Genomic DNA, 19,480 nt, shown 5'->3' with positions numbered 1-19,480 from the left:
AGTGGCTAGCAACTTTATGTTTTAAGTAAAATTTAAAGACAATGCTAAGATCTAAAAATTTCAAGGCGATTATTGATAATACATTGATTGTTAACCATTTCAAATGAAACCAAAATCCCTTCCAAATTAATACCTAAAGTAATAAAAATGTTATCGAAAACATAATAATAACGCACGTGATCTTCATAGATATGATCTTTAAATCTATAATTATGATTAAACTGATTGGTTAACTTAAACGACTGACCAATTTTAAAGTCAAAACCAAGAAAACCTAAAATTTGATTTGCTTTATCACATAAGAAAGTGTTGTCTATAACTTCATCAATTGATAATGCCTCAACATTATCCGAAATATAAAAAAAGAGAATTTGATAACCACAGACTTTTCCTATTCCTGAAATATCACCATAACCGAAGTCTTCGATAATACGATACTCATCTAAATTAAAAAAAAGATCGATATCAAGTGTGGCGAATCTTGTTATTTGATACATACCGGCTAACTTACTATTAAATTTTTAGTTTTGAATGTTACTGAAAAAAGTTATTAACCCTTTACAAAGTTGCAAGTAATTTTCTTTTTAAAATAAGTCGAAGATCATCGCCCACCATAGCAACCGATTCAAATTGAAATTGTGGTGCTAATGAAAGCTTTTGCAGATTTGGCAATATACACATATCTAACGCATTATGACCAAGTAATTTTGGTGCATAATAAATAATTAATTCATCCACTAAATCTAGTTCTATTAGAGCTCCAGCTAGATGAGCACCAGCTTCAACCCAAACCGAATTGATTTGTTTTTCGGCTAATAATGCAAACAATTTAGATAAATCTATTTGTTTACAACTAGATGATTCTATAATTAATTTGGTATTTTGTTTTGCAATAAGGCTATCTTTTTTTCGTACTACCCATGTTTCACCTGGCTGATTGAAAATATTTTCAGTACCTATTAGCTGATCTTGACTGTCAATAATTACACGAATAGGTTGCCGAATTTTTTCCGGTAGGTAGATTTTTTTTATTTCATCAGGTAATTCGTTATATCTAACTGTTAAACTTGCATTATCAGCTTGCACAGTCGCACGAGTACTTAAAATACAGCTTGCTTGAGCTCGGAACTGTTGCACATCTTCTCTTGCCTTATTTGATGTTATCCATTTGCTTTCACCAGATGCCATGGCAATTTTACCATCTAATGAGGCGGCTAGTTTAAGTTGAATATAAGGCAAACCTGTTCTCATGAGTTTTAAAAAGCCTTTATTAATAGCTTCTGCTTGCTCAGTTAAAACGCCAATGGTGACATCTATTCCTGCTTCTTTTAAGCGTTTAATACCATTACCTGCAACATTAGGGTTAGGATCTTGCATCGCAATTACTACACGAATGATGCCAGCTTTAATAAGCGCATCAGCACAAGGAGGTGTTCGACCAAAATGACTACAAGGCTCTAATGTCACATAAGCTGTTGCGCCGATTGCCTCATCACCAGCCATTTTTAGTGCATGAACTTCGGCATGAGGCTCACCAGCTTTTTGGTGATAACCTTTGCCAATTATTTGATCATCTTTAACAATGACACAGCCAACATTAGGATTTGGTGTTGTTGTAAAACGACCAAGCTTAGCCAAATCAATGGCTTGTTGCATATAGAAGTGATCTTTATTGCAAATTGCAGTCATATTGTTGATTATTTTTGTTGTAACTTAGCAATTTCATTACTAAATTGTTCGATATCGTCAAAACTAAAATAAACCGAAGCAAAACGAATATAAGCAATTTTATCTAGATTTTTAAGTTCTTCAATCACATAGTCACCAATTAATTTTGCTGGGACTTCACGTTCACCTGTTGCTCTTAGTTTAGATTTTATACGTGTAATCGCATCTTCAATGGCATCAAAACTCACTGGGCGTTTTTCAAGAGCCCTTTTCATACCATTACGTAATTTATCTTCATTGAATGGTTCGCGAACTTTATTGCTTTTAATGACATTAGGCATAATTAATTCAGCAACTTCAAATGTAGTAAATCTTTCATTACATTCAACACATTGCCGTCTACGTCGGACTTGAAATCCTTCACCAACAAGACGTGAATCGATCACCTTTGTATCATCTGCATTACAAAACGGACAGTACATAATAATATCCTTATAATGACATAATTAGGGTTACAATAGCTGAAATTTTTAATTTAAACAAGATTGATTCGTATCTTAAATTTTTGCTTTTGATCTTTTGTATTTTGAAATATTTGTTTAAATTCGATACAGCATTTTAGTTTTGGATACCTCGCCTACTTTATTATTGTAGGCGTGATAAACAAAATGATAAATAAAATAGTTATTTTATTGAAAACTGATACATTAATTTTTAAATGAATGAATTGGCGCAGGAATTCGTCCACCACGATTAATAAAATCACATGAACTAAATTTATTTACTGGCATAACTGGCGCATGACCAAGTAGCCCTCCAAATTCAATATTGTCGCCAACGTTTAATCCTATAGCAGGAATTATGCGAACAGCAGTTGTTTTATGATTAATTACACCTATTGCTGCTTCGTCAGCGATGATCGCAGAAATAGTTTCAGCAGGTGTGTCACCTGGAATCGCTATCATATCAAGCCCAACCGAGCAAACACAGGTCATTGCCTCAAGTTTTTCAAGATTAAGTGCGCCATTATTTACTGCATCAATCATTCCTGTATCTTCAGAAACAGGAATAAATGCACCACTTAATCCACCAACATGACCGCAGGCCATTACGCCACCTTTTTTTACGGCATCATTGAGCATCGCTAGTGCAGCTGTAGTGCCATGGGTACCAACGGCTTGTAATCCCATTTCTTCGAGTATATGAGCAACCGAATCACCAATTGCAGGAGTTGGTGCTAATGATAAATCAACGATACCAAATTTAACGCCTAAACGTTCAGAAGCTTCTTTACCAACCAACTGTCCCATACGAGTGATTTTAAACGCTGTTTTTTTGATCGTTTCAGCAACAACATCAAATGGTTCCCCTTTAACTTTTTCAAGCGCACGTTTAACAACGCCAGGACCGCTTACGCCGACATTAATCACACAATCGGCTTCGCCTACTCCATGAAAAGCACCAGCCATAAAAGGATTATCTTCAACTGCGTTGGCAAATACCACTAATTTAGCACACGCCATACTGCTGTTATCTGCCGTTAACTTTGCGGCTTCTTTGATGATTTTTCCCATCTGTTTTACTGCATCCATGTTGATCCCAGTTTGTGTAGAACCAACATTGACCGATGAGCAAACACGTTCTGTTTGTGCAAGTGCTTGTGGAATTGATTTTATTAAAATCTCATCACCTTTATGGTAACCCTTTTGTACTAACGCCGAAAAACCACCAATAAAGTTGACACCAACCGCTTTGGCAGCTTCATCAAGTGTTTTGGCAAACTCAACATAATCTTTGTCATCACTTGCACCAGCGATTAACGAAATAGGGGTAACTGAAATACGTTTGTTAATAATTGGAATGCCAAATTCAGCTGCGATTTCATCACCAATTTTAACAAGGTTTTTGGCAAGATGAGTAATTTTGTTATAAATTTTTTGACGAGCTTTTTTTCCATCACTGTCAATGCAATCAAGCAATGAAATACCCATAGTTATTGTGCGAATATCGAGTTTTTCTTCCTCGATCATTGTAATGGTTTCGAGGATTTGCTTAGTTTCCATTGGTATTATCCTTATTAAAAAGTATAAAAATTAGATTATAAACGATGCATGGCTTCAAAAATTTCTTCTCGCTGTAGATTCACTTTTACTTTAAGGTTATCGCCTGTTTGAATAAGTGCTGTTTTTGCTTCATCAAATGAAATATTAACTTTGGATAAATCAAGTAACATAATCATTGTGAAATATTCATCCATGATAGTTTGGCTGACATCTAAAATATTAATGTCTAATTCATATAATTTCTGGCTAATACCTGCAATAATGCCGGTTTGATCCTTACCGATAACCGTTAGAATGGTTTTCATAACACCCCCTTGAATAAAAACTGGACAATTTAATAAGATTTATTGAGCTAACTATAATAGCATCTTCAAAAATTATCGAGTAAATTTTATCACTGCCAACATTAAAACAATTCTCTCTTTTTTTAAATGATTTTTTAGCTCTAGCCGTTTTACCGATTACACGAATTTTATATAAGCCTATCTTTGGATGTTAAAGCAGATGTAATGCGTGTTTCACCATTTTGCTTTTATTATTTGTTTTTATTTTAGTTGCCTAGTTTTGTAAAAAATATTCAGGACTCTATACCGTTTCAATTTTAAATTCAGTGGCTAAAAACTTATTTCATAAGTTAAAAACACAATGGATATCAGCATAAACTAAACATTATTGTTCAAGCATAAATTGATTATGCCTTTGATGGAATGATTAGGAACGTTTCAATTCTGCTGTAGTGTGCCGGTGCGCCAGTACATTTTTAATTGTGCAAAGGGATAGCTATTTAAAGACTGATTAAAATTAGTTTCTAAGTTAGTTAATGCCTACTTACTTAACTCAACGATAAAAAGCGAATAGTCAACTTTTACCTAACCACTCGTTTTCAAACTGGGCAACAAATTGAACTAAAAAGTGATGTCGTTGTTCAGCCATTTTTTTAGCCGCCGGTGTATTTATCATATCTTTAAGTAAAAAAAGTTTTTCGTAAAAGTGATTAATGACAGTATTAGGTTGTTTATAGCTCTGTTCTGTCATTGACGTTCTTGGTGGGATTGATGGATCGTGCATTACATTATGTTTATTTCCACCATAATAGAAAGTTCGCCCAATACCAATTGCCCCTAAGGCATCTAAACGGTCGGCGTCTTGCACAATTTGGCCTTCAAGCGATAACGTTTTCTTATTGGTAAGATTTTTTCGGTATGACATGTTTTCGATAATAGCAAAAATCAGCTCAATGTCGTTATCAGTCAAAGCTAGCGATATTAGATACTGACGTAGTTCAATCATAGCTTGGTTAACATCGTCAACCACTTTGTCATCAATAATATCATGTAAATAAGCACTTACAATCACAATAAAACAGTTAGCCTTGGGTTCATGTTGCAAAATTTGCTCAGCCAATCTCACCACTCGTTCAATATGCGCCATATCATGACCTGTAAAATCATCGGCAAGTTTTTGCTTTACAAAAGATTGGATATTCAAAACCATTTTTTGCTGTTGCTGAGTTAATTGCGTATTTGGTAATTTATTCATCTTATTTCGGTCCAAAAATAGTTAGTAAATACTTTACTAAACATAGTAACTCAATCCCCATTTAGGATGAATAACTCATCTTAGCTATTTGCATATCATTGTGATAGGGTTTTTATCGTTTTAATAGCATTTATTTATAGTTTCCTTTCTTGTCGTTTTAGGCTGATATCTCTATATTATATAAATAAACAAACTGTTAACTATTTATATTAAAAATGTCAAGAATCTGAAAACATAAATCAAAAGAAATTTAATGAGGCTATTTTTTATACATTCATGATTGTTTTAACGAGATTGGGCAGGTAAAATGCGCAGATAAAAATATTATTAAAGCAAATATTGGAGTTGATTAAGTGAAAATATCAGCGCGTAAAGTTTTGCCTTGGCAGTTCATAGAATACTTCACCCGCTATCGCCAATTTTTAGCTTTACTATTTGGCCTATCTATCTTTTTTATTGCGCTTGTTGTGTGTTGGCACTTACTTAAGGAAATCAACCTTAACGAGTTAAAATATGCTATAAATCACCTGCCAGCACATGCAATTGTATTTTCAAGCCTATGTGCGATAGGCAGCTACTTAATGTTAATTTGTTACGAATGGTCGGCTGCCCGTTATGCCGGTGTTAAATTAAAACCCTCAACAATTATTAGTGGTGGAATTTGTGCTTCGGCCATTGGTAATGCAATCGGGCTATCGGCATTATCTGGTGGTGCGGTGCGTTGTCGTCTTTACTTTAAACAAGGTTTAACCACCATCGACGTGGCTAGAATGTCGTTTTTTGTGACATTATCATTAGGCTTTTCATTACCATTATTTGCTGCAATCGCCGCTCTTATTCACCCCCATCAAACCATGTTAGCGCTTCATATAACAAAAAGTGGGGTATGGTTAACAGCAGGCAGCGTATTTAGCATCTATGCTTTATTACTCGCTTTTTTATATTGCCACCGATTGCCACAAGAGCCAAATAAAGACACCCGATTATTTAAATTATTTCGATGGACTATTCGTTTACCTAACATGCGTTTAGCAAGCTGCCAACTTGTTATTACATTATTTGATGCTATTTTAGCCGGCGCTATACTCTACTTTTTGTTGCCTATACAACCTAATTTTTTCACTTTTATTATGATTTATATCCTCGCATTAGTTGCAGGAGTATTAAGTCATGTGCCTGGTGGTGTAGGTGTATTTGAAGCCATTATGTTAGCGGTATTATCATCAGAAATTGGAACCGCATCATTAACAGTTGCCCTACTTATTTACCGTATTATTTATATTTTACTGCCTCTTATTCCTGCCACTATTTTATTACTCGCAAACGAAGGAAAAACATTTTTAGTAGCGCCACAAGCTAAACAAACCGAAACAGGCATTGCCGCTACTGTTATGGCTGTGACAGTATTTTTTGCGGGTGTTGTGATGATGTTTTCAAGTGTCTTACCTGGGTTTAATCATCAACTAGTCAGTACTTTTATACCCAAAAAAGTGATTAATATTGCACACCTAAGTGCTAGCTTAATTGGTATTTTATGTTTATTACTTGCAATGGGGCTTCGCCGTCGATTGTTTTCAGCTTGGGGCGTGTCAGTCATATTATTACTGATGGGGAGTGTGCTTTCATTACTACGAGGATTACACTGGATAGAAGCAGGCATATTATTATTGGTTACCCTCTTATTAATCCATTTTAGACATGCTTTTTATCGAAAAAGCCGCTTGATTATCATACCGTTTTCTTTTCATTTTTTTGCTATTTGTTTTTGCATGATTGCCCTTTTTGTCTGGGTAATATTATTCATCTATCAAGATGTTCCTTATAGCCACGCATTATGGTGGCAATTTGAGTTAGATAGCAAAGTTCCTCGTGCGCTACGAGCAGCGTTAGGGAGCTTTATTTTATTAAGTTGTGTGATGCTATTTTGGATTTTCCGCCCAGCATTACCTATTTTAAACACACCAAGCGACGAACAGCTTAACAAAGCCTACAAAATTATTTTAGGTTCAAAACAGCCTGAAGGTGGGCTTGCTATGAGTGGTGATAAATCATTACTTTTCAATGCCAACCAAAGCGCATTTATTATGTACGCAAGACGTAGACGAAGCATGGTCGCGCTTTATGATCCAATAGGTGATAACGCCGAAAAAGCCGATTTGATTTGGTCGTTTCGTGATTTATGTGACGAACATCACCTGCGCCCAGTGTTTTATCAAGTCAAAGCAGCCAATCTGCCTTTTTATATGGATATTGGTTTGCGCACAGTTAAACTTGGTGAAGAAGCATTAGTTAACTTAAAAATATTTGATTTAACATCAAAAATTTATAAAGATCTTCGCTATACATGGAATCGTGGTCAACGCGATGGCCTTTCTTTAAAATTCTACCCACCAAAAACGGCACCGCTTGATGAGTTAAAAGCGGTATCTGATGCTTGGCTTAAAAACAAAAATTCAAACGAAAAAGGCTTTTCGTTAGGGGCGTTTTCTAAACAATATTTAGATAATTTTACAATCGCAGCTATTGAATATGAAGGTCGAATTATTGCTTTTGTTAATTTGTTAGAAACAGAGCAAAACTATTCGGCCAGTATCGACTTAATGCGCGTTGTGCAAGATATACCCAAATTAACAATGGAATTTTTGATGGTCGGTTTGATTTTACACTATCAAGAAAAAGGCTTTAAATACTTTAGTTTAGGAATGGTGCCACTTGCCGGAATGCAACGTCGTCGTGGTGCACCAATGATTCAAAGACTTGGAGCATTAGTGTTTCGTCGAGGTGGGCGTTTTTATAATTTCCAAGGATTACGGCGCTTTAAAGAGAAGTTTGCAACACATTGGGAACCCCGTTATATGGCCGTTCCAGCAGGGCTTGATCCTTTAGTTGCGATCATTGACACAACCATGCTCATTTCAGGTGGAATAACAGGACTAAAAAAAGTAAGAAACCATAATATGAAAAAACTTTTACGCTATATTTTATTGCTAATAATCATAATACTCATAACATTACTGGCCTTTATTGGTTGGGATTGGGTAAAAAATCAAAGCAGCGCATCAGTAAAAACGATAACAATTAGCAATGATTTTTCACTAATATCAGCAACTCCTAAACAAACAGCTGAAGCCGCAGCGATAATTATTGCTACTAATGAAAATCATTTTACCGAACAAACACTTTTAGAGTTATCTAAAAAAATGGGAGCAAAACTAGTTCAATTTGAACTAAAACCACAAGCAAGTTGTGCCGAACAACAAAACCGATTTAACCAAGCAGTAAAAATATTGGGTGAGTCTGATTTTGCTGTTGCAGGAATGCGCGAGGGCGCTACTTTTGCTTATCGATGGTTGGCCGAGCAACAACGTGACGATGCAAAAGCGTTATCAATAGAATTTATATTAGATCATAAAGATTGCGATGATCCATTGCCAACTCAAGCAAACCATGGAACATGGCAAGTAATTTGGAATAATCCACCTGAAGAAGAAGTTGCAGTCTTTCCGCGGCAACAAAAGAAGATCGCTGTCACCACATCAATTGGCGAATATCAAGCATCACCAGTTGAACTATTAAGCCTGCATCTTGCATCAGTTCTATTTGGCAAACATGAGCAGCTACCTGTTATTGAATTACCTGCAACCACCAAAGAAGTTCATCCAAATACGGTGACGCTTTATTATTCAGGTGATGGTGGTTGGCGCGATTTAGATAAAGTATCAGCCGAATACATGGCTTCAAACGGTTATTCTGTTGTGGGTGTTGATGCATTAAAATTATTTTGGCAACACCGTTCAGTTGAGCGTAGCGCCAAAGATCTCAGCTATTTGATGCAACAATATCGTGAAAAGTGGGGAACAACTCGTTTTGTACTTACAGGCTATTCATTTGGAGGTGACATTTTACCGTCACTTTATAACCGGTTATCACCTACAGATCAAAATAGTGTTCAAGCCATTGTGATGATCGCCTTTTCAAAAGATGCTAATTTTGAAATCGAAATCAGTGGTTGGCTTGGTCAGTCAGGTACTGAAATAAAAACTGGTCCAGAAATCAGCAAAATCCCAGCTAGCAAACTATTTTGCATTTATGGCGAAGAAGAAAAAGACGAAACCGGATGTTTACAACCTGAAATGAAAGGTGAAGCATTCAAATTACCGGGGGGACATCATTTTGATGAAAATTACCAACACCTTGGGAAAATTATTATGGATGCAATTGACAAAAGGGCGCAATAATTAACTAACCATCTTAAATATAAAAACCGTTTTCAAACCCAAAGCTATCATGTGTCTTTGGGCTTTTTATAAGTATTAGTTTCTTTTTATGCGGATTTTTCCTTCTGACAATAATACACCGCAGAGTGTAAAGAATGTGCCTATAGTTGCAATCCAAGTAAAAGGCTCATTCAAAATAACTACAGCCGCAATAATGGTAAGAATCGGCACTAAATATAAATAGATACTAATCTTAACTGCACCCACTAATTTAACAGCATAATTCCAAGAAGCAAAACAAATTGCTGAAGCACCAATACCCAAAAATAGCATGTTGAGCAAATTGATAGGAGAAGTAAAACGAGATAAATTCCATTCAAAATCAAAGAAAGACAACACAGGAAACATCAATATCAAACCATAAAAAAAGAATCGTCTTGTTAACAAAATCGTATTGTAACCATAATTACTACTTTTTTTTGTTAAAATCGAATAGCACGCCCAAAACAAACAAGCCAACATAGTGAGCAAATCGCCAAGAGGATTGAGCGAAAGTACAAACTGCCCATTAAAACTAATTAGGCCAACACCTACAACGGCAAATAAACAACCAATATAAAAACGCTTAGGTGGTGTTTCGACTTTTAAAAAAAATATTGATAATATGGCAGTAAATATTGGCGCTAAAGTGGTAATGATGCCAACGTTAGACGCTGTTGTGTAGGTTAATGCAATATTTTCACATAAAAAGTAACAAGTGACACCACAAAGCCCTGCACATAAAAACATAAATTCTTGCTTAATACCCTGCCAAGAAAAAAAATGTGGTGATAAGATCCAAAGAACAATATAACCCAAACTAAATCGAAAAAATAAAATTTCAATTGGCTTAAAATCGGTTAATAAAATTTTAGTCGCAATAAAGGTTGTTCCCCAAATAAACACTGTCATCAGTGCAATAAGGTGCCCTTGTGTTCTTTTTGAAAATAACATGAAAATTCTCTCTGCTAGCTTATTAACTATTTGGTAACCAAAGCTTGATTGCTGCTTAATCGGTTGGAATTAAACGGGTTATTTATGTTTTAAATCGCAATACGATAATATGTATGTTTGTGATATCCACTGATATTATAGAACTTTCCGATATGATTAAAGCATTTAAAAAAACTACTTGTGTAGATGCTTATCAATGATAGCGTTTAATACTCAAATAATCATTAAAACACCGGATAATTTTAATTGATAATAGTTAGTACAGAAGTTTAAGTCAATAATAACTTAACTTATGGCAATTAAGATTAAGTTGCTTGTGATTTTTATACACCATGTTTGGTGTACTTTAAATAGATAATACCGCTTTTTTATGATCGAATTATTTTTTATTTTGGGGTTGTACTATTTTATAGGTAGTTACAATAATAAACTGTTGCTTGACAGCAACACTAAATCGGGTAAGGATCTTGTTCAGATTTCCTTAATTTTAATGTTATTGCTATGAATAAAAAGCGCTTATCTTACCTTATATCTCAGCTTGATTTTGATGATGATCAGATAAATATTACTTATCTAAAACAGCAGCTTGAAGCCTTTCAACAATGGTCTATGGTGCAATTTAAGCAACAGGTTGATATTGATGTGCTAGTGCATTTACGTAGTCAATTTATTGATCAGCTACTTGAGCGATTATGGCGCTTTTACCAAATTCCTAAACATGTTTCCTCTTTTTTTAAACGCAATCGCATTGCATTGGTAGCGGTTGGTGGTTATGGTCGGGCTGAATTGCATCCATTATCAGATATCGATATTTTGATTCTTAGCGATTATCCATTAACCAAAGAAATTGAAAAACAGATTGGCAATTTGGTTCGTTTGTTATGGGACTTGCATTTAGATATAGGGCATAGTGTTAGAACATTAAGACTTTGCTTACAAGAAGCAAAAAATGATATATCAATTATGACCAATTTGATTGAATCAAGACTTATTTCTGGCAATCAATTACTATTAGATGAACTACACAAGCAAATTTTTAGCGATAAAATCTGGCCATCTCGAGAATTTTATAAAGCTAAAATTCAAGAACAACAAGAGCGTCACAAGCAATATCATAGCACCTCTTATAATCTAGAGCCTGATTTAAAAAATAGCCCAGGTGGGTTGCGAGACATGCAGATCATTCAATGGATAGCAATCCGCCATTTTGGTGGCGAGTTTTTACAAAAAATAGCAGATTTCAACTATTTAACGCCTGAAGATATTGAAGACTTCAAAACGTGTCGTAAATTTTTATGGCGAATGCGTTTTGCGCTTCATTGTGTGATAACACGTTATGATAATCGTCTACTATTTGATCGTCAGTTAAGCATTGCCAATATGTTAGGCTATCAAGGCGAAGGTAATGCGCCTGTTGAGAAGATGATGCACGACTATTATCGCGTTGCTCACAATATTACCGAACTTAATCAAATGTTATTACAGCTATTTTATGAATCTATTCTTGAGCATAATTCAAAAAATAAACCTTATGATATTGATGAACATTTTCAAATTCGTGACAAACTCATTGATGTCAAAGATGATGAGATTTTTAAAAAAGATCCTGTTATGATTATGCAGCTTTTTTATACAATGTTGCTTAATCCGCAAATTACGGGGCTTTATTCAAATACTATTAGGCAGCTACGTTCTGCAAGAAAAAAATTGAATACTTTGCTATGCGAAGATCCTAAAGCTCGACAAATCTTTATGATGATCATCAAACATCCAGATGCAATAAAGAAAGCTATTTTACCAATGCACCAATATGGCATATTGGCCGTATATATTCCAGAATGGAAACATATTGCAGGAATGATGCAATTTGATCTTTTTCATGCCTATACGGTTGATGAACATACTATTCGATTGCTAATTGAATTAGATAATCTAAAAACAGATGATGGTAAACAAAAACATCCTAATAGTTCAACCGTATTTACTAAATTATCTAAACCAGAACTTCTAATTATCACAGGATTATTTCATGATATTGGTAAAGGTCGACATGGTGATCATTCCGAAATAGGCGCAAAGCTAGTTGAAAAATTTTGCCAATTACACCAGCTAGATGCCAAAGATACCGATTTAATTATTTGGTTAGTGCGTTATCACTTACTTATGTCTGTAACTGCGCAAAATCGCGATTTGCAAGATCCTGCCGTAATTCGAGAATTCATTCAACTAGTAAAAAGTAAGCGTCGTTTACAATATTTACTTTGTTTAACTATTGCCGATGTTTGTGCAACTAATGAAACACTTTGGAATAGTTGGAAGCAAAGCCTAATGCGTGAGCTTTATTTTACCGCAATGCGATCTTTTGATTCAGGTATTCACCAAATTCCAGAGCAACGAAATATCGCAAGACAACATAAGCAAGAAGCATTAGCCATGTTACTAAAGCAAAATTATGATGAATGGCAAATCAAGAATTTTTGGCAAAACTATCGCGTTGACTACTTTCTGCGTTATACAACCGAACAAATTGTTGTACATGCCCAAAATTTATTACACCATGATTTAACTCAAACCTTAGTGTTAATTAATCCAAACCCATATCATGGTGGTAGCGAAATTTTTATTTATTCACCAGACAGGCCCTATCTATTTGCAACTGTCTGTAATATATTAAGTATGCATAATTTAACTATTCACGATGCTCTTATCATCACTAATAAAAAAGGATTTGCTCTTGATACATTTATTGTACTTGAACCAAATGGGCAAACAGTGCAAGAAGATCGTCATCAAGACATTATAAAAGCGCTTGAAAAGGCACTGCAACGCCCAGTTTATCAAGGTGTATCAATCAAACCACCAAAGAAAAAGTTGCAATCTTTTTGTGTACCAACGCAAGTTAATTTTTTATCTTCTTTTAATGAAAGACAAACGTATATGGAACTTATTGCATTAGATAGACCCGGATTACTAGCTTGTGTCGGTGAGATATTTGCTAATTTAGATTTATCACTGCGTAGTGCTAAAATTGCCACAATTGGTGAACATATTGAAGATTTATTTATCCTAACTAGTAAATATAATAATGCATTAGATGATATGACCTGTAATCAATTACGAGAATCAATAATAAATGCCATCGACGCAATGAGCTAATTATGTATAGGTGTAGGAAATATCGAGTTGTTAAAATCACATTTTGTTAGGAGTACTAAACGTTAAAAAGCGGGTGTTGGCAAAGTTCATTATATGAATAAAAAAAGGACACAAACCGTGTCCTTTTTAGTATTGTTTGATATTGTTAAAACTAAAGTGTTTTTAACCAAGCTTTAACATCGTTACCCAAACTTTTGTGGCGCATTGCATATTGAACAAAAGTTTGTACATAACCTAATTTATTACCACAGTCATGACTACGGCCTTTTATGCAATAAGCATCGACAGGATCTTCTTCAAGTAACATAGCAATTGCGTCGGTCAATTGAATTTCACCACCTGCACCTAATGGAGTTTTGGCAAGTAGAGGCCAGATTTTTTCAGATAGAACATAACGTCCAACAACGGATTGGTTCGATGGTGCTTCTTCAACTGATGGTTTTTCAACTACGCTGTACATTTGTGCAACATTACCCGCAGATAGCTCTTGACCACGACAATCAACAATACCGTAAGAAGAAACTAATTCTTTTGGCACTGGCTCTACCATGATTTGGCTATGTTTGGTTTCATGGTAATTTTTGATCATTGCAGCTAAATTATCACTAGCAAGGTCACTTTCGTATTCATCGATAATCACATCAGGTAAAACAACAGCAAATGGTTCATCACCAACTAAAGGATAAGCACATAATACCGCATGACCAAGCCCTTTTGCCAAACCTTGGCGGACGCTAGTTATGGTAACATTTTTAGGTAAAATGCCCTGTACTTCTTGTAATAGTTGGCGTTTAACACGCGCCTCTAACATGGCTTCTAATTCAAAACTAGTATCGAAATGGTTTTCAATTGAGTTTTTTGATGAGTGCGTAACAAATATAATTTCAGTTATGCCTGCGGCAATACACTCTTTAACTACATATTGAATAAGTGGCTTGTCAACAACAGGGAGCATCTCTTTTGGAATAGCTTTAGTTGCTGGTAACATACGAGTACCCAAACCTGCAACAGGGATAACCGCTTTTGTTACTTTTCCATTTACTAAATTGTCTAAATTTGATGTCATTTTATTTCCTTAAAACAAATTAACTAATTATGTCGCTATGAGTAATTTCACTATGGCGACCATTAACAAATGTATTTTTGACTCGCACTGACTTTAACACATAAGCAATCCAAATACTGGTATAAATGATTGCTATCACAATATCTTTTATAAAAGAAAACTCAAATTTAACTTCAAATGGTAACACTATAAAAAGATACCAACATCTTTGAATTAGCTTAAAAACAATAAAACTGCTACTAAATATAATAAAAAAGTTAGGAAATTTATAACTTTTAGTAAAATATAAAAATATAATATAAGCGTTTAAAAGCAAAAATAGACAATTTAGCCCCATGTCACCTAAAATAAACAGACCCAAATGAATTGTGTGCATTTCCGAGTAGGGATCCAATAATTTTGTCCATACGTCGATAAAATCAATCGCATTTAGTCTAGAAAAAGTAACATATCCAATAAAAATAAAACAAAAAAATAATTCAATACCAACTAAAATTAGCCAACCGCCTAATCCTTTAAGTTCTTTTTCCTTGATCATTTTTGTACCTGTTTAATAATCGATAAATCGTTAGATTCAATTAGCAAAGGATTATCTCTGTCTTTAGCTAAAGAATCAATAGCGATATAAACAATTTGGCAATTTTGTAACACGGCTTGCCTTACTACAAATTTTGCTTTTCGATCACGTGCCTCTTTTTGTGCTTTGCTGATGTAAATGTCATCATATCCATCATCATATAAAGAGGCTCTTTCGAATAAATTTGGTGTTCGCCAAAATGTCTGTTTGGGATAATTGCGAATAAGAATTTGATCGGTTAATTTGCCTTTTATTCCTGCATAACTACTGGGCAAATGTTTGCCTTCTCGACTCTGGCTAATATAAACATGCTGATAGCTTGGTTTATTTGAAGGGAGTGGGTTTAATAAAAATTCAATACCTGACAGGTTTGAATATTGACAATTTTCCATAGTTAAAGGTGCAGTTCGAAAGTTTAACGAGCTGCACCCAACAAGTAAAAATAATGTAACTGTAAATAAAATACGTGACATTTAACCAAATATATTTAAGACATTAAAATATTTGTAGATAGTCTATAACCTTAGTTACATTTTATCACTCACTTTTTCGGCTGTGTGTGAAATGGCTTTTCCACCCGATTCGACATCTTGACCAACACCTTTTACGGTGTTACATCCAACAACTAGAGTCGTCATTGCTATACCTAATATTAGCATTAACATTTTATGGAACATAAAAATACACTCCTTTATTAACATGATTGTTTTAGTGCAGCAAATGATTCTGCCACACGTTCGATATTATGGTGATTTAAACCCGCTACACACATTCTTCCGCTACCCACCAAATAAATAGCAAAATTATCTTTTAATTGTGTAACTTGCTCTTTACTAAAACCGGTATAACTAAACATGCCCTGCTGTTTTACTAAATAATCAAAATGACAATCAGGTGCCGCTTTTTTTAATAATTCAACTAGAGTTGATCGCATGGTTACGATGCGAGTTCTCATAGAGTCGACTTCTTTTAACCATTGTGCTTTAAGTTCTGGATTATTTAAAACATAACTCACTAACTGCACGCCATATGCTGCTGGGGTTGAATAATTTTGGCGAACCGTTGCTTGTAACTGCCCTAACACGCGGTTAGCGATCTGGCTGTTATCACATAAAACAGATAATCCCCCCACTCGTTCACCATAAAGTGAAAATGTTTTCGAAAATGAGTTACTAACAAATCCACACAATCCTGCATCTGTCATTTTTCGAATCGCATAAACGTCTTGTTCAATACCTTTGCCAAAGCCTTGATAAGCAATATCCATAAATGGAATAAGATCTCGTGCTTGTAAAACAGCTATTACTTTATCCCACTGTGCTTGCGTTAGATCAGCGCCAGTTGGGTTATGGCAACAAGGGTGTAGTAAGACTATGCTTTTAGCAGGTAATTGATTTAATGTTTCAAGCATTGCTTCAAATTTTACGCCACATGTTTGTTCATCAAAGTAAGGATATTGGTTTACTTTAAAACCTGCACCATTAAAAATGGCGATGTGATTTTCCCAAGTTGGATCGCTGACCCATACTTGTGAATTTGAGAAATAGCGAAATAAAAAATCAGCACCTATTTTAAGAGCCCCCGATCCACCTAAGGTTTGTATCGTTGCGATACGTTTATCTTTAGAGGCCGAATGATCTTCACCAAATAATAAAGATTGGATCGCTTGGCAATAAGCTGGTAGGCCACTCATGGGTAAATACAATTGAGCATCTTGGTTGTGATGATAGATATAATCACGCGCCGTTTTAATACATTGTAATTGAGGCACTATGCTATTTTCATCATAATAATAACCAATACTTAAATTTATTTTGTTGTCTCGACTATCATTAATAAATTCAGTTACTAGTGATAAGATGGGGTCCCCTGCGTACGGCTCTACTTTTTCAAACATTTTTACAATCCAATTGGTACAAATAATAATAATAAATAATTGTAGATTATTGCACCAACTCTATTGGCGATCAATCATTAAATAATAGTTTAATAGCAAATAATTAAGTTGATTTTTGGTTGGAAAATTGCCGTTTTTAATAAGAGGAATTAAAGAACAAAATACCCCCAAAAATTATGTTTTTATATTAATTTTATACTGAAACACATAGTTACCTGAAACTTTTTGACAAAAATTAGCACCTATTGGTGCTAATCTGGTAAGCAAATTTATTTAGCAGCAATAACTTCGATTTCGACTTTGGCATCTTTGGGAATTCGAGCTACTTGTACGCAAGAACGTGCAGGGAAAGATGCATTATTTTCAATAAAAAAGGCTTCGTATACTGCATTTACCGTAGCAAAGTCATTGATATCAGCTAAGAAAATAGTCGTTTTAACGATATTACTTACTTGATAGCCTGCCGCAGTGATGATCGCTTTAACATTCGCTAAACTTTGTTTGGCTTGCTCTTTAACACAAGTTGGCATTTCACCCGTTGTTGGATCTAATGGAATTTGTCCTGAGGCAAATAACATATTACCTAAATCTACTGCTTGAACATAAGGCCCAATAGCTGCTGGCGCTTTATCAGTACTAATTACTTTTACCATGTCCGATTTTCTCCTTTTTAATCTAATCTAATCTATTCTGTTTTGTAATTATTAATAATCGTCTTTTTCTCTTTCTTCATTTCAACAGGAACATAATTTTGTGTCAAGTCAGTGCAAAATTATGATCGTGGGACTTATTGAAATTTTCTGATATGATAATGGCAATTTTTCATTTATTACGAGAGTTAATATGTTCGAGAATTTAACCGACCGTTTATCACAGACATTCCGCAATATTAGTGGTCGAGGAAGATTATCTGAAGATAATATCAAAGATGCATTGCGCGATGTTCGTATGGCACTACTTGAGGCCGATGTTGCACTACCCGTAGTTCGTGAATTTATTAATCAAGTTAAAGAAAAGGCTGTTGGATTAGATGTCAATAAGAGCTTAACCCCAGGTCAAGAATTTATCAAAATAGTTCAGGCAGAATTAACAACTGCTATGGGTGAGGTTAATAGTTCGCTCAATTTGGCAACTCAACCACCTGCAGTGATTTTAATGGCAGGTTTGCAAGGGGCAGGTAAAACAACGAGCGTTGCTAAGCTAGCTAAATTTTTAAAAGAAAAACATAAAAAGAAAGTGTTGGTTGTTTCTGCCGATGTTTATCGCCCTGCTGCGATTAAACAGCTCGAAACGTTAGCTAAAGCTATTGATGTTGAAGTTTTTCCATCTGATATTTCTGAAAAGCCAGTCAGTATCGTTAATAAAGCTATTTCGCATGCTAAATTGCAATTTTTTGATGTGTTAATTGTCGATACAGCAGGCCGTTTGCATGTTGATAGCGATATGATGGATGAAATCAAAGCGCTCCATCATGCTGTCAATCCAATTGAAACACTATTTGTGGTCGATGCTATGACAGGGCAAGATGCCGCTAATACCGCTAAAGCGTTTAATGATGCATTACCGCTTACTGGTGTAATTTTAACAAAAGTTGACGGGGATGCTCGTGGTGGTGCAGCGTTATCAATTCGCCACATTACCGGTAAGCCAATTAAATTTTTAGGAATGGGTGAAAAGACAGACGCTTTAGAGCCATTTTATCCTGATCGCATTGCTTCACGTATTTTAGGTATGGGCGATGTGCTATCTTTAATTGAAGAATTACAAAGTAACGTCGATCGCGAAAAAGCAGAAAAAATTGCCAAAAAGCTAAAAAAAGGTGATAAATTTGATTTTAACGATTTCCAAGATCAGTTAAAACAGATGCGTAATATGGGCGGAATGGGGGCTTTGTTAGCTAAATTACCCGGTGTTGGTCAACTTCCTGATCATATTAAAGCACAGATGGATGATAAAATTACCATCAAAATGGAAGCAATCATTGGTTCAATGACATTAAAAGAGCGTGCTAATCCTGAAATCATTAAAGGTTCTCGTAAACGTCGTATTGCCAACGGTTCGGGAACTCAGGTTCAAGATGTCAACAAGCTGTTAAAACAGTTCGAAGATATGCAAAAGATGATGAAAAAAATGAAAGGTGGCGGCATGATGAAGATGATGCGCCAAATGAAAGGATTAATGGGCGGTGGTATGGGATTACCTCCTCGTTAAGTCATTAATACTAAATTTTCAATTAAATGAGTTATATCTGAGTACTTAGTAACTGTTAACTATAGCTTGCCGTACAACCACTATCGCACTTAT

16 protein-coding genes are annotated in these 19,480 nt (G+C 34.9%); 3 read left to right on the top strand and 13 right to left on the bottom strand.

The window, feature by feature from the left end; genetic code table 11:
- Positions 1 to 44: 44 nt before the first annotated feature.
- The 6 genes from A9G35_RS11945 to A9G35_RS11920 form a co-directional block, all read right to left on the bottom strand.
- Positions 45 to 497 carry a hypothetical protein gene (locus A9G35_RS11945; RefSeq protein ID WP_065560391.1) on the bottom strand — a complete coding sequence of 151 codons (453 nt, stop codon included), beginning with the start codon at positions 495 to 497 and terminating at the stop codon, positions 45 to 47.
- A gap of 61 nt (positions 498 to 558) precedes the next feature.
- Positions 559 to 1,689 (bottom strand): bifunctional diaminohydroxyphosphoribosylaminopyrimidine deaminase/5-amino-6-(5-phosphoribosylamino)uracil reductase RibD, encoded by a 1,131-nt coding sequence (gene ribD / locus A9G35_RS11940; protein WP_065575009.1) that lies wholly within the window; start codon positions 1,687 to 1,689, stop codon positions 559 to 561.
- Positions 1,690 to 1,697: 8 nt separating this feature from the next.
- Complete coding sequence (nrdR, locus tag A9G35_RS11935; protein ID WP_065637054.1) at positions 1,698 to 2,150, bottom strand: transcriptional regulator NrdR; 453 nt, start codon at positions 2,148 to 2,150, stop codon at positions 1,698 to 1,700.
- Positions 2,151 to 2,375: 225 nt separating this feature from the next.
- Positions 2,376 to 3,731 (bottom strand): PFL family protein, encoded by a 1,356-nt coding sequence (locus tag A9G35_RS11930; RefSeq protein WP_065637053.1) that lies wholly within the window; start codon positions 3,729 to 3,731, stop codon positions 2,376 to 2,378.
- Positions 3,732 to 3,766: 35 nt separating this feature from the next.
- Positions 3,767 to 4,036, bottom strand: coding sequence for an ACT domain-containing protein (locus A9G35_RS11925; protein ID WP_065637052.1), 270 nt, complete (start codon positions 4,034 to 4,036; stop codon positions 3,767 to 3,769).
- Positions 4,037 to 4,589: 553 nt separating this feature from the next.
- Complete coding sequence (locus A9G35_RS11920) at positions 4,590 to 5,270, bottom strand: HD domain-containing protein (RefSeq protein WP_065637051.1); 681 nt, start codon at positions 5,268 to 5,270, stop codon at positions 4,590 to 4,592.
- Between the two features lie 353 nt (positions 5,271 to 5,623).
- Here A9G35_RS11920 and mprF point away from each other — a divergent pair, with 353 nt between their 5' ends.
- Positions 5,624 to 9,508: a bifunctional lysylphosphatidylglycerol flippase/synthetase MprF gene (gene mprF, locus A9G35_RS11915; RefSeq protein ID WP_065637050.1), complete on the top strand. Its 3,885-nt coding sequence runs from the start codon at positions 5,624 to 5,626 to the stop codon at positions 9,506 to 9,508.
- Between the two features lie 75 nt (positions 9,509 to 9,583).
- Here mprF and A9G35_RS11910 read toward each other — a convergent pair whose 3' ends face one another.
- Positions 9,584 to 10,480, bottom strand: a complete 897-nt coding sequence (locus A9G35_RS11910) for a DMT family transporter (protein WP_065637049.1) — start codon at positions 10,478 to 10,480, stop codon at positions 9,584 to 9,586.
- A gap of 501 nt (positions 10,481 to 10,981) precedes the next feature.
- On the opposite strand from A9G35_RS11910, the gene glnD reads away from it, so the two are divergent.
- Complete coding sequence (glnD, locus tag A9G35_RS11905; protein WP_065637048.1) at positions 10,982 to 13,636, top strand: bifunctional uridylyltransferase/uridylyl-removing protein GlnD; 2,655 nt, start codon at positions 10,982 to 10,984, stop codon at positions 13,634 to 13,636.
- A 151-nt stretch (positions 13,637 to 13,787) separates the two neighbouring features.
- On the opposite strand, the gene galU is transcribed toward glnD, so the two are convergent.
- The 6 genes from galU to A9G35_RS11875 form a co-directional block, all read right to left on the bottom strand.
- A complete protein-coding gene (gene galU / locus A9G35_RS11900; RefSeq protein ID WP_065637047.1) occupies positions 13,788 to 14,702 on the bottom strand; it encodes a UTP--glucose-1-phosphate uridylyltransferase GalU in 915 nt (304 codons plus the stop codon).
- A 19-nt stretch (positions 14,703 to 14,721) separates the two neighbouring features.
- Positions 14,722 to 15,240, bottom strand: a complete 519-nt coding sequence (locus A9G35_RS11895) for a DUF2569 domain-containing protein (protein WP_065637046.1) — start codon at positions 15,238 to 15,240, stop codon at positions 14,722 to 14,724.
- A complete protein-coding gene (locus A9G35_RS11890; RefSeq protein ID WP_065609934.1) occupies positions 15,237 to 15,752 on the bottom strand; it encodes a hypothetical protein in 516 nt (171 codons plus the stop codon). Before A9G35_RS11890 ends, A9G35_RS11895 begins: the two co-directional genes overlap by 4 nt.
- 54 nt (positions 15,753 to 15,806) lie before the next feature.
- A complete protein-coding gene (locus tag A9G35_RS11885) occupies positions 15,807 to 15,938 on the bottom strand; it encodes an entericidin A/B family lipoprotein (RefSeq protein ID WP_202112501.1) in 132 nt (43 codons plus the stop codon).
- 35 nt (positions 15,939 to 15,973) lie between these two features.
- Positions 15,974 to 17,176 carry an amino acid aminotransferase gene (locus A9G35_RS11880; RefSeq protein ID WP_065637045.1) on the bottom strand — a complete coding sequence of 401 codons (1,203 nt, stop codon included), beginning with the start codon at positions 17,174 to 17,176 and terminating at the stop codon, positions 15,974 to 15,976.
- Between the two features lie 269 nt (positions 17,177 to 17,445).
- Complete coding sequence (locus tag A9G35_RS11875) at positions 17,446 to 17,829, bottom strand: RidA family protein (RefSeq protein WP_065561047.1); 384 nt, start codon at positions 17,827 to 17,829, stop codon at positions 17,446 to 17,448.
- Positions 17,830 to 18,019: 190 nt separating this feature from the next.
- Between A9G35_RS11875 and ffh the strand changes: the two genes are divergently transcribed.
- Positions 18,020 to 19,387, top strand: a complete 1,368-nt coding sequence (gene ffh, locus A9G35_RS11870; protein WP_065561048.1) for a signal recognition particle protein — start codon at positions 18,020 to 18,022, stop codon at positions 19,385 to 19,387.
- The last annotated feature ends 93 nt before the right edge of the window (positions 19,388 to 19,480 follow it).

Origin of the sequence: Gilliamella sp. Choc5-1, assembly GCF_001690595.1 — a bacterium.
In the GTDB taxonomy this organism is placed as follows: Bacteria; Pseudomonadota; Gammaproteobacteria; order Enterobacterales; family Orbaceae; genus Gilliamella; species Gilliamella apicola_M.
The sequence above is the reverse complement of the archived record's forward strand: the minus strand, read 5'-3'. Positions and strand labels throughout refer to the sequence as shown.